This window comes from Rhizobium sp. 007, from assembly GCF_015353075.1.
In the GTDB taxonomy this organism is placed as follows: domain Bacteria; phylum Pseudomonadota; class Alphaproteobacteria; order Rhizobiales; family Rhizobiaceae; genus Rhizobium.
Genome location: NZ_CP064190.1, coordinates 18,833 through 33,310 on the forward strand (window position 1 = coordinate 18,833; position 14,478 = coordinate 33,310).

General features: G+C 57.3%; 13 protein-coding genes and 1 pseudogene. 3 read left to right on the forward strand and 11 right to left on the reverse strand.

Going from position 1 to position 14,478, the window contains the following annotated elements:
- Positions 1-8: 8 nt before the first annotated feature.
- From ISN39_RS37320 to ISN39_RS33415, 4 genes and pseudogenes are all read right to left on the reverse strand, one after another.
- Positions 9-752, reverse strand: a complete 744-nt coding sequence (locus ISN39_RS37320; protein WP_348652036.1) for a carbohydrate ABC transporter permease — start codon at positions 750-752, stop codon at positions 9-11.
- Between the two features lie 12 nt (positions 753-764).
- A pseudogene (locus ISN39_RS33405) lies at positions 765-2,303 on the reverse strand (ISL3 family transposase); the annotation flags it as partial.
- 167 nt (positions 2,304-2,470) lie between these two features.
- Positions 2,471-2,893: a hypothetical protein gene (locus ISN39_RS37325; RefSeq protein ID WP_246763586.1), complete on the reverse strand. Its 423-nt coding sequence runs from the start codon at positions 2,891-2,893 to the stop codon at positions 2,471-2,473.
- Entirely contained in the window at positions 2,886-3,599 is a 714-nt protein-coding gene (locus ISN39_RS33415) for a ParA family protein (protein WP_096771607.1), read from the reverse strand. The genes ISN39_RS37325 and ISN39_RS33415 overlap by 8 nt, the downstream gene beginning before the upstream one ends.
- Before the next feature lie 655 nt (positions 3,600-4,254).
- Between ISN39_RS33415 and mobC the strand changes: the two genes are divergently transcribed.
- From mobC to ISN39_RS36025, 3 genes are read left to right on the forward strand one after another with little or no spacing between them, the layout of a single operon-like run.
- Positions 4,255-4,656, forward strand: coding sequence for a plasmid mobilization relaxosome protein MobC (gene mobC / locus ISN39_RS33420; RefSeq protein WP_194732257.1), 402 nt, complete (start codon positions 4,255-4,257; stop codon positions 4,654-4,656).
- 3 nt (positions 4,657-4,659) lie between these two features.
- Positions 4,660-7,494 carry a conjugal transfer protein TraA gene (locus ISN39_RS33425; RefSeq protein ID WP_194732258.1) on the forward strand — a complete coding sequence of 945 codons (2,835 nt, stop codon included), beginning with the start codon at positions 4,660-4,662 and terminating at the stop codon, positions 7,492-7,494.
- A gap of 5 nt (positions 7,495-7,499) precedes the next feature.
- Entirely contained in the window at positions 7,500-7,712 is a 213-nt protein-coding gene (locus ISN39_RS36025) for a hypothetical protein (protein ID WP_210388721.1), read from the forward strand.
- A gap of 58 nt (positions 7,713-7,770) precedes the next feature.
- On the opposite strand, the gene ISN39_RS33430 is transcribed toward ISN39_RS36025, so the two are convergent.
- The 7 genes from ISN39_RS33430 to ISN39_RS33460 form a co-directional block, all read right to left on the reverse strand.
- Positions 7,771-8,151 carry a helix-turn-helix transcriptional regulator gene (locus ISN39_RS33430; protein WP_194732334.1) on the reverse strand — a complete coding sequence of 127 codons (381 nt, stop codon included), beginning with the start codon at positions 8,149-8,151 and terminating at the stop codon, positions 7,771-7,773.
- 85 nt (positions 8,152-8,236) lie between these two features.
- A complete protein-coding gene (locus tag ISN39_RS33435) occupies positions 8,237-8,596 on the reverse strand; it encodes a hypothetical protein (RefSeq protein WP_194732259.1) in 360 nt (119 codons plus the stop codon).
- 51 nt (positions 8,597-8,647) lie between these two features.
- The gene (locus ISN39_RS33440) at positions 8,648-10,747 is read right to left on the reverse strand and encodes a type IV secretory system conjugative DNA transfer family protein (RefSeq protein WP_194732260.1); all 2,100 of its coding nucleotides are present in this window, start codon (positions 10,745-10,747) and stop codon (positions 8,648-8,650) included.
- Entirely contained in the window at positions 10,744-11,766 is a 1,023-nt protein-coding gene (gene virB11 / locus ISN39_RS33445; RefSeq protein ID WP_194732261.1) for a P-type DNA transfer ATPase VirB11, read from the reverse strand. The genes ISN39_RS33440 and virB11 overlap by 4 nt, the downstream gene beginning before the upstream one ends.
- A complete protein-coding gene (gene virB10, locus ISN39_RS33450; RefSeq protein WP_194732262.1) occupies positions 11,747-12,952 on the reverse strand; it encodes a type IV secretion system protein VirB10 in 1,206 nt (401 codons plus the stop codon). The genes virB11 and virB10 overlap by 20 nt, the downstream gene beginning before the upstream one ends.
- Complete coding sequence (gene virB9 / locus ISN39_RS33455) at positions 12,952-13,761, reverse strand: P-type conjugative transfer protein VirB9 (protein ID WP_194732263.1); 810 nt, start codon at positions 13,759-13,761, stop codon at positions 12,952-12,954. The genes virB10 and virB9 overlap by 1 nt, the downstream gene beginning before the upstream one ends.
- Positions 13,758-14,453 (reverse strand): type IV secretion system protein, encoded by a 696-nt coding sequence (locus tag ISN39_RS33460; protein ID WP_127635980.1) that lies wholly within the window; start codon positions 14,451-14,453, stop codon positions 13,758-13,760. Before ISN39_RS33460 ends, virB9 begins: the two co-directional genes overlap by 4 nt.
- Between the last annotated feature and the right edge of the window lie 25 nt (positions 14,454-14,478).

Sequence of the window (14,478 nt, forward strand, 5' to 3'; positions counted from 1 at the left end):
CTAGTGGACTACTTGATTGCACCCATCGTGATGCCCTCGACAAAGTGGCGCTGGGCGATGAGAAAGACAAGCGCAAGAGGAATGGTGATCAGCGTCGCGGCAGCCATGAGAGAGCCGTAGGAGTCACCACCGTCAGCATCACGGAAGAACAGGATGCCGAGCGTTGGCGGCGCAAGATCCGCCGACGAGATCGCAATCAGTGGCCAATAAAGGTCGTTCCAGTGGTAGGTTACCGAGAATACACTGAAGGCTGCAATTACGGGCATCGATGCAGGCAGGATGATGCGAAGCAGGATCGTCGTGTGCGAACAGCGGTCAAGACGTGCGGCCTCAATAACCTCGTCCGGGAAGGCGCGCAGAAACTGGCTGAAAAGCAGGATCGCCAAGGGGGAGACGAGAAAAGGGGCGACCAGCGCGAAATAGGTGTCCAGTGCCTGTATCCAGGAGAGCCCCAAGAAGATCGGCAACGCGATCGCCTGAAACGGGACCAGGAGCGCGAGCACCACCAACGCTAACAGAGGCCTTTTCCCGTGGAAGCGGAGTTTGGCGATAGCGTAAGCGCAAGGAAGCGCCGTGGCGACTTGCGCAGCTAGTATGAGAGTGCACACGATAATGCCATTCAGCATAAAAGAGAGAACGGGCGTCTCCGAAAGCACACGTCCGTAGTTCTCCTCGATGGCAAGACTGCGCGGCAGAAACATTCGCGAAACGTCGAAGATCTCAGCCGGGTCACGTATGGAACTGAGGATCATCCACGCGAACGGGTCGATATCACGGCGAAGAACACGGGCAAAACGGGCCAAGACGGTAAGGCCAGAATGAACGGCATCCTCGATCCATTGTTCGAGTTTCCCCGAAGCCCGGCTACGAAACATACCTCGAAATCGCATGGAAAAGCTGCGCAAAACCGCAAACGTCGGTGATCCCTGTTTGAGGGCATCGACTTTCCGCGCCTGATTTATTGTCAGCGTTCCGCGCGGCTTTATGCAAAGAGTAGCGGCTATAACCGGTGAGATTAAATGACCAGTGTGCGGATCGCGCACAGGCGCATCGTCGGATGTCTTGTCGGCAAGATCGATCCGAGCCGGTACCGCACCATCTTTATCCCGTTCCGGCTTCTCGGCTCGGCGCCAGGTTGCCAGGAGGCGTTCAAGATTGGAGAAGCTGCCGGTATATCCGCGGTGCTTGATGTCGTGAAACAGGTGCCGCCCACGGCGGTTACCATCCTTCCAACACTGGGTGAGAAACGCCTCGAAGTATAGAGGAGATGTCGGCTGTAGCGCGCTCCTGCGTCGATCGGGTGGCGTCGCGAAAGTCAGCCATTTCGCGATGCTGCGTCGGCCATATCCTGTACGACGTGCAATTTCCGAGCACGACAGACCTTCTGTGCTCAAGGCGTGTACTGTCTTGAAGACATCCTTCCGGGACTGCTGATGTGCCCGGCGAAGCTGATTGCGCCTCGACCTCTCAGGGAGTTGGTTACGCGTCGCTCGATCGTCGTGATCAATCTCGATGTTCCCGTCAGGCAGCAATGCTCTGCCTGCAGCGCGACCGCAAAGACTCATCTGTTCCTCGATAGCGAGCCGCAAATTTTGAATGAGATGAAAGCGATCCGCCACCTGAGATGCTTGCGGCGCACCTTCACGAGCAGCTTGCGCGTAAAGCCCGCATCGATCTCGGCTTACCACCTCAATAGACGGGTGCTGCTTCAACCATCGTGCAACGCTTACCACGCTCCGGTCCTCGAGAATGTCCAAGACCTTTCGGCGTTCAAGATCGACAATGATCGTGCCGTAGCGCCAAGATTTCCTCCAACTCCAGTCATCGATACCGACGATACCTGCCGGGGGGTCGTCGTCGATCCGTGCAGCATTGCGCTTCAAGTGCCGAAGGATGGTGTCGTCACTGATCGACATCCCAAGCCGCCTCATCAAGCGCTCTCCGGGCCGCCCGCCTGTACTGTGACCGAGCAGGCCGACTATTTCGGCGACCCTCGTTGTCCTGCGGGCGTAAGGGGAGGCAATCGCTGGGGCCCGGTCAGTGAACGTTTGCCGTCTGCACTGCCGATATGTGCAACGCCAGCGGCTCAACTGGAGCTTCACCGTCACGGCATTACCTTGGATCGGCAGGTCTTGAAGCCTGCGGTACGACCAGCCGTGCCGAGTTCTGCTCCGCCATCGACAATCAGGGCATATGCCAGACGTTGGCCCGTAGGCAGACACAACCCAATCACCTTGTTCGCTGGATATGACGCTCTGCACTTTAATGCCCGGACCGGGCGACCATTTCGATTTCGTTCGCATGCCAGCCCATAGCGGCGTCACTCCTAACGATTTGTTAACCACACAAAGTGAGGAAGACCCCGATTAAGTGCCAAACGACAACCGGATGTCGCATGGCACCATTTACTTGAGATGCCGAGCACGCAACCGAGGTCTATGCCAAGTAGGAAGCAACGGCCAATCATCGATCAATATCCGTTGTCTTTAAGGAACTGATCAATTGCGGCCTTCATGATGACGGTCATCTTCACGTCGTTCTCGATAGCGGCTTTCTCCAACCGTTTCTTCGTCTCGTAATCCAACGGGCAGTTGACGTAGTGCTTGGATTCGCGATCGCGTGCCCTCTTCAGGTCACGCAAGCGAACTCTAGAATCCTCACGCTGCAGTGCTTTGCTCACTGCCCGCTCGCGCCGGGCCTCTTCAGTCGGCGCAATGAGATGGCTCGCAGGTAGGTCAACACTATGGGACAGAGGCTGATTTTCAATCCTCGCCTCTTCTGTTGGCACGCTGGGAGCCAACGTAGCAGTGTCCTCCGCAGTCGACTGGTTCACCGGAAGGCTACGCCGCGGTGCGACTGCAAAATCAGATACCGTTGTTTGCCCCTTAGCCATTGGCCGCTACCTCTTTCTGTCCCAAGAGCAGTCCTTCGATGTTCTGAACTAGGCTCATTACTTCCGCTCTCGCTTTTTTCACCGGATTCGTGAGTTCCAGCATTTGCAGAGTCCCGTAACCGTTTCGAATTTCGCGGTAGCAATTGCGCTCCATGAGTTCGGTGTCGAGCAGGTAGGAGTCGTAGCCACCTTCCTTTAGATTCTGCACAAACGGTCTGATCAGCCGATACGCTTCCAGCATTCTGGCTGGCAACGTGATCCTGGTGACAAAATTGGCGTGCGGGATCATCCGCCCTACTTTGTCGGAGATATTGGCCGTGTCGGTCGCGGCTTGTCCCGCCGCCTTAATCTCATCTTGGTTCGGCTGAATCGGCGTCAGCACAATATGGGACCCGGCGATAATGGTATCTTTTAGTACGGTGTCCTGACCGGGCGTGTCCATCAAAACGACGTCGAACTTGTGCGCTTCGTTTTCCAGGACCTGCTGGACGGTGGTTTGACGGGCAGCGGTTATGAGCTCGATGTTATCAGGCAGGTTGTCCTTTGCCTCACAGCGCTTCCACCATTCCTGCAGATTTTGGCGGCCGTCTGCATCAACTAGAAGGACACGCTTTCCCTGAAGCGCATATTCCCCGGCGATCAAGATTGCCGCCGTAGTCTTCCCAGCTCCACCTTTGCCGCTCACGGCCGAAATGCACAATGGCATACGTGACAACTCCCCTGCGAGCCGAAGCACGTTTCGGCGCGCTTTGTTGGTTCGAATGGTGGTTCCGCACCGCACGTAAACATGATGCGAGCAATTGCTCAAATGATACTGCAACATGCTTCTACCATATGGTGTAGCCGATCTGACATATTAAACCAAGTACACATCACACGAATAATCATCCTCATGCTGCGTTAGTAGCCTCATGTGCACATGTCGTGTGAACATATGGAGCCACTAACTCGTGTGGAATATTCACACGATGCGGAACCTCGCGACATGCCGCCTGAAGTGCCGGCAGATCAGTGAACCCCGGAGCCGCGTAAGGCCGGCTGCGACGCTCACACGGAAGCTGCAAGGGCGAAGAGCGAAGCGTCCCTTGCAGCTGAGTACGAGGGGCGGACAAAGGCCTTCAGAAGCGGATTTCGGAGGTGAACCCTGGTGAGCGTTCCCACGAAAAGCAACCGGGGCGAAGTCCCGGTTCTAAAAATCAAATTGGCGAGCGAAGCGAGTTTGACTCGAAGTGTTGTTTCGTTGAATTTCCCCGTAGTAAAGCTGGCAGGATACGGAAAAATGTGCTACGACGTTTTTCCACAATCGAGGGGACGTGCCCTCGATAGACTGACGCAAGCGCCAGTAGGGGGCCAAAGGCCATATGAGCGACGGGAAATTCAACACTCCTTTGGAGCCGGTGAAGAAAGATCGAACCGTGCATGTCCGCGTGTCGGGCGACGAACATGCGGCGATCGAGAACGCCGCCGAGGTAGCTAAGATGACCGTATCCAGCTTTTTCCGGTCATTGCTGTTGGAGGGCGCAGGCGTCCGGCCGATCCTAACGGGGGATGACCGCCTGGTGATGGCGGCTTTGCTCGAAGACATGCGGATGATCGGAATCAACCTCAATCAGGTTGCAAGGGCGCTCAACAGTGGCCGGGGCGTCCATCCAAGCGAGCTGAATATCAACCTCGAAAACGTGCAACGCATTCAGGCGGCGGTGATGAGCGAGCTTCGCTCTCTATCGCGACGGGCTGGTTATCAGCGTCGAGGGGAGAAGTAGCCGTTGGAAATCTTCTTCGGCGCGTTCACCGGCGAATGGGAGCAGCGACGCGCAGCGCTGTTGCATGAGATGACGTCAGGTGGACGTGGTGCCGCGGCTGAGGAAGAAATGCGGAAGCGTCTGAAGCAGTTGTCTCAACTCGGTGCTGCAGGTGGCGGCGGAGGCGCAGGCGGCGCTTCCGGTGGTCGTGGACCCGCGTCGAAGGGCAGGGGCGCTCCTCTAGCGCGGGTGGCGCCGGCGACAGTGGTTGCCCGACCGATGGAGGCGCGGCTAGCGGCCGTCGCAAAGGGAAGCCAGCCAGCAGTTGTCAAAATGGCGTCTTATGGGGGCGGAGCCCGCGTAGGGGCGATGTTGAACTACGTGTCCCGATCAGGAGAGCTGAAGGTTGAGGACGAAAACGGCAGGATCCTTGAGGGCCGCGAGGAATTGGCCCGGGTGCGCGGTGATTGGGATCATCTTTTCCAGAACCGCGCCGAAAGTCGCGACATCGGGAGCTTCAGCGTTGAGATAACGGGCTCTATGCTTGCATCCGACGATGCTTTGCACGAGTTGGTGCGGAGCACCTTATCGAGCGGCTTTGGCGATCGTCGCTATGCCTATGCGGTTGAGAAACGTGAGGACGGTTCAGTATCGGTTCAAGGCCTATTGGTGCTCAGAAGCGGGCAGGGGGAGCGGCTGACAGGAGACGCCAAAGCGGCTGGCATCATCCAGGGACGGTATGACGCCAGTGCCGTCGCCAGCGAGGCCGGTGCGACCTTCTCGTTTCAAGGGTACGGGAATGGCGTCGAGTTCGGCGCCATCCGTTTGCGTGGTCTGGTCGACCAGTATCAGGAAGTTCGCGACGATCGGGGTCGGCCGATATCTGACGAACAGGCGGCAGGGGATCTGATACAAAAGGAATGGCGCGGCGAGCTGCACAGCCGAAAGAGCCGCGACGTGATGCACGTCATCATGTCGGCGCGGGCCGGAACGGACGTAGCGGCTTTCGAGGGTGCCGCGCGCGATTTTCTAGCGCACCAGTTCGCGGGCCATCGTTATGTTTTCGCTATGCACGATCCTACCAGCGACCCGAAAGAGGCAGGGGAGGGGGGTAAGCGACCGCACGTTCATGCGCATGCGATCATCGCCATGAAATCGGATGCCGGCGATCGCATAGAGACGACTCCAGCCGTGTTTCGCGAATGGCGATCGGTCATGGCCGAAAAGGCGCGGGAGCACGGCATTGAAATGGAAATGACTGATCGGCGCGAGTTTGCCAATCCGCCCGCCTTCACGCGGACGCAGGTTCGGCCAGTGAGCCGCAACGGTCGCACGGAGCATGTCGGGACGAGCGAGCCGGCGCAGGCGCGGTATGACGCCAAGCGCAGCGGCCGACGCACGATCGCAAAAAGCGACAGGAGCCGGCAATACATCATAAAGGCGCAGGAATCGTGGCAGAAGGTCGCCATGGCGAGTGGAGATCGTCAGACCGTTGCCTATGCTATACAGCACCGAGAATACTTAGCAGCCGGGCTTTCGGCGGCAATGAAGGACGCCAGCGTCAATGTCATTCACGCAGATTTCGGATCGAATTTCCGCGCCAATTTGATTACATTGCAGGAAATGGTTTTGGAGGGTCAAGAGTTGCGCGAGACGTCACGAGCAGAGTTCGAGGCTTATGAGAAGAAGGTGGAAACGGCGTTGTTCAAGCTGGAGCGCACCGTGGCCCCAGATGACCGAGCCGACTTTGATGAGGTGGCGGGCTTGGCCCGAGATTTCGTGAACCAAAAGCGTGAGCTGGTCGAACTATACGAGCAACGTAGAGAGGCCTCAGCGGAGCAGGGCGACCAAGACGCGGGCAAAGAACCCCGAGATGCGGTCAATGACGCATGGGATGCAGCGGTCGTGAAACACGGTGAGGCTGTCGTCGTGGCCGGCAACGAAGCCATGGTGGACGTCGACCACTACCGCGAGGGGCTTGACCGGATCGAGGCTGGTGAGTTATCGGCCGAGGGCAAGGAGGCAATGCAGGCCGGGCTTGATCAAGCGATGGAGCGAGCCGCGCAAATGGCGATCGAAGGCAACTGCTATCTGCGAGAGGTTGCCAAGCAGGACCATGATCTGCAACGGGCGATCGATCAGGCGGACAACAATGTCCCGTCGCGGAACGATGACCGCGAAGAGGTCATCAAAGGAGTGCAGGCCGTGATAGTCGAGCGTATTGATCGACTTGATGAGCGTTTGAACAATCAGGATTCGCCAAATTTCATCTCAGAGGATAGCTACGCGATAAGAGGCGAGGCTAGTGCCGAACGCCAATTCCTCTCGGATATGAGTGCTCAGCTCGATAGGCTCGGAGCAGGTGAGATTCTTGATCTCTCGCGGACCGAGGTTGACTATGGTTACGATGATGAGGACGCGTATTCGGCGCGCATGAGCGGGCTCGAATATGAGCCCGAGATCGAAAGGGATAGGCGAGAGCATGAGGGCCATGTCGAAAGTGTTGCTCCTCAATTGGAGCAACTGAAAGCGCATGGCGTTACCGTCGAGACCAGCTTCAGGGTCGTCGAACCGACGCGGATTGATGAAGCCTCCTATCTCGCTGAGATGCACAAAGAGTTTGACCCCGATGCTGAGCCCGACCGTCAGGACGATGCTCGGGAGGCCCACGAGCTGGCGTCGACGGTTAATGCTACAAATCGCCTGCAAGATCGTCTAAATAAAGAGAGTGAAGCTGATCAGCGCAGCGGAGATACAACACAGACTGACCCCGCCCAACAGCACGTTCCTCGCCTCGAGGAGCTTGAACGGGAACAAATAGAACAGAGGGAACGCGACCGCGACGATCGGGACCGTTAAGGGATATGTTGAACGATAACCGGCAACAATACGTCATCCAGAGCAATGACCCGAAAGGCGACGAGGGGTTTGGCAAGTTCTTCGCCGTCGTTATCGCATTTGTATTTTTTCTAGGCTGCGTTCAGGTGGCCTCGGAAACGGTTACGGCTTGGTATCGTGACTCGATGGATTGGGTAAACGAGACAGCGATCTACCTGGGAAGCCTCTGGCCCTTCTAAAGTCGGGGCTCATTTTAGGAAGTCAGCATAAAGCATGCTGACTTCATATCAGCGGGTCTTACTCCGAAGACTCTTTTGCCAGCGTTTTCACCAGGTCGACGAGCTTCCGTCGGATCTTGCCGTCCTCAATCTTCACAAAGGCGCGATTGAGAGCCAGCCCCTCGACGGAAATCAGGAACTGCGTGATTTCCCTGCCGGCTCCCAGCTTCGGCTCCAGCGGATTGGAAGAGCCCCCTGGCCCCTCCTCGAAAAACCAGGCAACCGGGACGCCGAGAATGTTTGCGATGGCCTGCAGGCGGCTAGAGCCGACACGATTTGTGCCCTTCTCGTATTTCTGCACCTGCTGGAAGGTGATGCCGAGCCCTTCTGCCAGCGTCGTTTGGCTCAACCCTATAAGCGTGCGTTGCAAGCGGATGCGGCTGCCAAATTGGTTGCGCAGCCAATGAAATGCACCGCGCCGTGAGAAGGTAAACTATGGTCGCCTCTGCGTTACGACTTCGTCTGTGAATGCGCAATGTAGTACATCAGTCGTCAAGCGGAGACGTGAACCCAAACTCCCGCAGCACACGCCGCGCCTGTTCATAGGCCGATGCGAGGTCCGCGTTTGCGGGCTGCCAAGACTCGAACAGCTCAGCGCGTCGCTGACCAAGCGACAGATATGCGGATTTGAATCCTTCGTGATCGGCCGGCGTGAGTGAAGCCTTCGACAGCTTCTCCGTCCATATATGCAGAATGACCCGTTCCTCGGCGTCCAGCGCATCGTTCCGTTCCTGAACCTCATGAAAGCGCGCCTCAGCCTGCCGGTACGCATGCAACGCCGTCGCTGTGCTCGCCCGCAAATGCAAAGAGTTCCATTGCCTTCTTTGCAACCCCCATTTCCCCATTGGTTCACCTTACAGAAAGCCCGCTTGTCATTCGATATTAGCTCCTGATCACTATACGGCTGCCACCCCAACCTCGACGGGATCAGGAACCGTCGTGTTGAAGATGTCCATGAAATTGCGGCGCGCGCCTGGTGATTTGTCGCCGAGCTTTTCGACTTTCGCTTCGACAGTTGCTTTGAGCTGCGCAGCCTTTGGCATCAGGCCCTCCTCAATCGCTCTTATCCGAGCTTCCATGGCGGCAAGGCTGGCGGATCCTGTCGCATCAGCCTTCGCAGTCGCCGGCTTCGGCTTGGGCTGCAACGCCTTTTTGTTGACGGTTCGTTTGGCGGTGGTAGTCGTTTCCTCCTCGGCTACGGTCGCGTCCTGCTTTGCCGGAGCAGACGTAATGATCGCGGCCGCGGCCGGCTGCTTTTCTTTTGTGGGCGCCGGCGAGGTTATTTCGATGGAAGGAACTCCGCCCTTCGCATACTCCGGAGTGGTTGCAGGAACGGCTTTCGGGAGTAGATATTCGACCTCCGGCACCTGCGGGATATTGGCCTGCGAAAATTCTTCAGCCGATTTGAACGGGTTCGTTTTGAAGAATCGAAGCTTTTCCCCGAAGATCGGTCTTTGCCCTTCGATGAGCAGGATCATCTTGTTCTCCGGCATTTGCCGGACTTCCTGCGGCATCATCAGATCGCGCTCGCGAATCTGCTCTACTTTCGTGCGGCGAGGTAGGCCCATCAGCTCGATCGTGCGAGATTCCGACTGATAGCGGATCGTGCGTTTTCCAAGCGCTCGCGAGGCGTATTCCGCCGTGGCCTGGTCGTTGGCGCCGAGGACGAGCTGATAGCCGCAATTGCCGAGCAGAGAATGCCGGGAGGTTTCGCCGTAGATCTCATCCAGGTTTTTCAGGTCCTGGATGATGAAGGCGAGCTTGATGTTATAGCCGGCCACATAGGGCAGCTTCGTCATGATTTCGTCCATCCGCTTCAACTGCCGGAACTCGTCGAGGAGGAAATAGACCGGAAGAGAATTGGGATCGTGCTCCAGAGTGAGGATGTCCATCACTTGCTGTACGAACAGGGTGAGGAGAGGGCGAAGCAGGGTTATGTCGGTGATGTTCGGCGCCAGATAGATCGACATCGGCCGACGCTTCATCGCGCGCAAATCCATGTCGGTGACATTGGTTGCCGCGACGATCCGCTCATTTTTAAATGGCCGCATGGCCTTCTGGATATCCATAAGCGCGGAAGCGGCCGCGCGTTCGGATAGAGCGATATAGGAATTGAAGCTCTCAAGTGTGAACTTGGACAGGGAGGGTTCTTTTTCCTTAATGTACTTCATCAGCGCCTGCAGATCGACGCCGCTGTTGAAGAAGGAATTGACCTCGCCGAGGTTCCGGCGATCCCGATAGAAGGGGCTTTCGGTGATGTAGCTGATGACGCCGGCAAGGACTTGTTGCGCCGTCGCTTGCCAAACGGAGTTTTCCGATTCCGTGTTTTCGGGCACCAAAATGCCGGCGATGTTTTGGATGTCAGTGGTGCGATTTCCCCGTTCCGTCCGGACGAAATCGAGCGGATTATAGCGATTGGTCTTTTCCGAGCCCGGCGCGAATAGGAAGACCTGGCTGCCGTTCTGTCGGCGATAGCCCGCGGTTGCCTTGAAAACCTCGCCTTTTAGGTCAGTGACGATCATCGAGCCTTCGTGCATGAGCGCATTGGGGATGACATAGCCCGCGCCCTTACCGGAGCGCGTCGGACCGATGATCAAATGATGCCGATCGTCCTTCGTGCGGAGAATGTTGCGCCCTCTGCGGCCAAAGATATGGCCGTGTTTGCGGAACCATTTGCCACGCCGAAGCGAGGCGATGTCCTGAAACGCCGCGTCGCCCAAGGGGCTGCTCGTCGGCTTCAGGCCGATGTATGCGACCAGGCCGGCGACGATCAGTGCCGGCACCATCGAACCAAGCGCAACCTTCTGCAGGGCAGGGCTTGAGCGATAAATCCAGAACTGCTGAATTGGAACAAACGGGTTGCTCGTGATCGTCGTTTCGAGAACCCGTCCATCCTTGTAGAAGAGCTGAAGACCCAGGCCGTAGCCAAGCATCCAGACAACGAAAGCTATCCCGACGCAAAAGAGCAGATAGAGGGCTTGGAGCTCCTTGGTCACGTCTCATCCCGGGCAAAGAAGATTTCGGAGACACCGCGCTTGCCGCCGTCACGGCGGAGCTGGATGACGATCGGGATCACCATCTGGATATACGACATGAGATCCTGCTTGGAAAAACCCGCTGACATGCCGGCTTGCTGCATCATCATGGCGAGCTGTTCATAGGCGCCCATCGGCGTATCGGCGTGAACTGTGGACATGCTGCCCGGATGGCCGGTGTTGATCGCGCGCAGGAAGGAGAACGCCTCCGCGCCACGAATTTCGCCGACGAACAGACGGTCAGGACGCATGCGCAACGACGACTCGAGCAGGTTTTGAATGGTCACGTCTGCAGTGCCCTGATCACCTTTCGACGCGATCAGGTGAACCGTGTTCGCCTGCGGCGGGAAAAGCTCGCGTGTGTCCTCGAGCGTAATGATCCGCTCATGCGGATCCACGCTTTTCAGGCAGGCGTTAAGGAAGGTCGTCTTGCCGGATGACGTGCCGCCGCTGATCAGGATAGAGACTCGCTTGGTGATAGCGGTGTGGATGAAATCGTAAATCCGGCTTGCGCGCAGGTGTCCGATCAATTCCCGGTCAATGTCGCTAAGGCCGCCGACGGCCACAGATACTTTGTCGAGCGAACCGTTATCGCGATACTCCTCGAGCGTGAAGTTGTTCACGACCTGCTTGCGTATCGAGATCGAGCCACCGTCAGGGGCAGCCGGCGGTAGGACGATCTGAATACGTTCGCCAGTCGGAAGCGCCGCGCTCAGTATCGGCTTGGAACGGCTGATAAACTGGTTGGTCGCCGCCGCAACACGCTCGCCGATGTTCTGGATTTCATCAGCCGTCAGGGCGTCGATGAAATGGTGTTCCATATGATCGGCGCCGAACCGCTCCACATAGACGTGGCCCGGCTTATTGGCGGCGATTTCGACCGCCTTTGGGTCATCAAGGAACTGCTTGATCGGTTCGAGGGCGCGATTGAGGAAGTAGTGCGGATCGCGTTTGATCGTGTTACCTGCCGCGACGTTCACGTTGAATCTCCTTCATCGCTTCGGTCACCGGATCGTCGTACATGGCGCTAAAATCGACGTCCTGGCGCACGTAGACAAAGATTCGCTCGCCTTGGCTGACGCTGATGGTGGGAGGAATACGGAGATTTTCACTGAGTACCGTATTCGCCATGTCGCTAAAGGTCTGCGCGATCGTCTCCCGTGCAATCTCTTCGCCTCGTGCGGCATCGTCGCTGTTGTTGGAGGCTTCCTGACTGCCATATCCGGTCAGATAGCTGGCAGCGCCGCCGACGATAGAAAGCATGATCGACGCTCCAAATCGTTCGCGAAACTTATTGTCGACATGCCCGGTCAAGCCAGATCGGCCCAGGCTGTCCGTGCCGATCGAGTTGAGGCGTACGGAAACGCCATCATCTCGAATGAGCCTGGTCCAGATGACGAAGATACGCTTTTGTCCGCGAGTCACCTCCGACTGATATTCGCCAATGAGGCGCGTTCCGGTCGGGATCAGAATACGCCGGCCGTCGAAGGAATAGACATCTTGGGAGGTAATGGCGCGAATCTGGCCGGGCAGGTCGCTGTTAATGGCCGTCTCGAGGATGCCGGGGATCAAGGTTCCCTCCGGTATCATCGCGTCGATACGCTCGATCTGCCGGGCCTTAGCGCTCCGATCGGCAAGGCCCGCCGCCGCAGCCAGGTACTTGCTGTTCCGGTCCTCACCGGCAACGCTCAGCCCGGAATCGCCTTGGCCTGTCAGGCTGCCGTTACCGCTTCCGTTTCCTTTTTGATCGAGCTTGATCAGGCCCGACTTGTAGCGCTCGGGAAACGCTTCGACCGGCGCAGCTTCGGGCGTCTCTTCAACGACCTCTGGCGGCGCTGGAACCTTGAACTCAGTCGTATCGACGGCTTCCTCAACCGCTTCAGGTGGCGTCGGCAGTTTGATGACTTCTTGTTCGGGCTCCGGTTCCGGCTTTTGTTCGTCGCGGACAAAGGACGGCGGCCGGAATGTCGTAGTCTGAAACTCCTCGTCGCTGTCAGCAACATCGCGTGGCTTTTCGTTCGCTGTCGCAAGGACAAAATAGGCGGCCACAGCGCCGCCCAGGAGAAGGGCGGCCATACCGAGAGTTTGGTTTCGTCCTGCATTGCGATAGCTGACCGCCGTTTCGTCGGCCGTCGTCATGGCTTCAAGTTCGGGGCTGCGCTTCATTAGTTGCCGCTCCTCCTACGTTCCGTCGCCTTGGTGTCATGGGCCGGACCGAGAATGTCCGGATCCGGAGCGCCGAAGTCAGGCTTGCGAAGGTTGAAGATGCATGTCCACTGGTTGCCATCGCGGAGCGTATATTGCGTCGCCACACCGTCGACGACGATGTATTCGCCCTCCTTGCGGAAATTGCGCAGCGTCTCAGAGAAGTCCGACTGCACGGCAAAAATCGCGGGAACGCGGCTGCCGAACTTGAAGAAGGTCTTTTTCCCGTCGTCGAAAATCATCGTAGGCTTCAGTGCTGGGTCACCTGAAAACGAATAGTCGATATTGACGTTGGCCTTGTCGAGATTTGACATGTTCGGGTTTGCAGCCCGGTACTCCGCTTCCTTGCGCAGCGAAGCATTCAGGTCCTTCTCAGGATAGACGAACCGGATTCCGAAGATCTGCTTGCCATCGGTCGGAGCATGGTCGTTGAGCTCGAGGAAATAGATCCTCTTGCTCGTCACGACGTTCATGTTGGTGGCGACGTTCTTCGCAATTGGCTTGACGAACAGGATATTGCCCTTCTCAGACGGGGCGACCTGCCAACTATCTGTGTCGCCGAGCGATATCGTTTCGAATTTTTCGTCCTCATCAAAGATGATCATGGTGGAGATGCCGTAGGTGGCAGAAACTTTCACCACATTGTTCGACTGGTAGACGACGCTGGTGACACGCGAATCGAGCGAGCCCGGCCGTGGCGCCTGCGCAGCGTTGACGTGAGTCATCGTCGCGGCCATGACGGTCGCAGAAAGCAGGAGGCGTTTGATCATTTATCGTCTCCAGGCGTCACCGTCTCTTGATCGCGACGGTAGTTGTAGACCTGGAAGCCCAGCGGGTTTTCGAAGCGCCATTCATTGGTCGACGGCGTGTCCGTATAGCGATAGCGGACGACCGAAATGTAATGCCGGGTGATGGAATCCGTGTCCGTTTTCTCCGTGGTTGAAAACCGCACTAGGGCCGTGCTGGCATTAGAAAAGGTGACGGATTTGATATCGACCGTCACACTCTTGTTCTTCCCCAAAGCCCGGGCAGGATTGTTGGGATTTGCCGCGCTATAGAGTTCCTGCAGCTCACGGGCCGCGTCGCCCGTGGAGAGTAGGGCGGCAATGCCGAAATTCTGCTCAATCGCAAAGGGGTCGTATCCCTCACGCGAGCGAATATAACGCACGACGTTGGCCTGCGTGACCGCCTGCTGATCTGTAAGATTCGCCGAGCGTGTGAGACCGGTTTTGATCTCCATATATCCGGTGTTCTTGTCGACCTCGACGATGTAGGGTTCGAAGCTCTTCAGCGGTACGAGCATCACCAGCGTCGTTAAGGACAGCAAGGTTATTGCGCCGAAAATCGTGGTGACGAACCATGCGAGCGTGCGAGACCGCTTGGCCTTCTTTACGATTTCGTGCTCCCACCGATCGCCGTCTTGAAAATAGCTCCGAAGAACTGCTTCATTTGTTTCTGCCATTCGTCTAGCCCTTAAACCTAGCCCT

Excerpts from the sequence above, each read along its gene's own strand:
- ISN39_RS33415 (WP_096771607.1), bottom strand. The coding sequence starts at position 3,599 with ATGCCATTGTGCATTTCGGCCGTGAGCGGCAAAGGTGGAGCTGGGAAG.
- ISN39_RS33460 (WP_127635980.1), bottom strand. The coding sequence starts at position 14,453 with ATGGCAGAAACAAATGAAGCAGTTCTTCGGAGCTATTTTCAAGACGGC.
- virB9 (WP_194732263.1), bottom strand. The coding sequence starts at position 13,761 with ATGATCAAACGCCTCCTGCTTTCTGCGACCGTCATGGCCGCGACGATG.
- ISN39_RS36025 (WP_210388721.1), top strand. The coding sequence starts at position 7,500 with ATGTTGAACGATAACCGGCAACAATACGTCATCCAGAGCAATGACCCG.
- ISN39_RS37325 (WP_246763586.1), bottom strand. The coding sequence starts at position 2,893 with ATGGCTAAGGGGCAAACAACGGTATCTGATTTTGCAGTCGCACCGCGG.
- ISN39_RS33435 (WP_194732259.1), bottom strand. The coding sequence starts at position 8,596 with ATGGGGAAATGGGGGTTGCAAAGAAGGCAATGGAACTCTTTGCATTTG.
- virB10 (WP_194732262.1), bottom strand. The coding sequence starts at position 12,952 with ATGAAGCGCAGCCCCGAACTTGAAGCCATGACGACGGCCGACGAAACG.
- ISN39_RS37320 (WP_348652036.1), bottom strand. The coding sequence starts at position 752 with ATGATCCTCAGTTCCATACGTGACCCGGCTGAGATCTTCGACGTTTCG.
- mobC (WP_194732257.1), top strand. The coding sequence starts at position 4,255 with ATGAGCGACGGGAAATTCAACACTCCTTTGGAGCCGGTGAAGAAAGAT.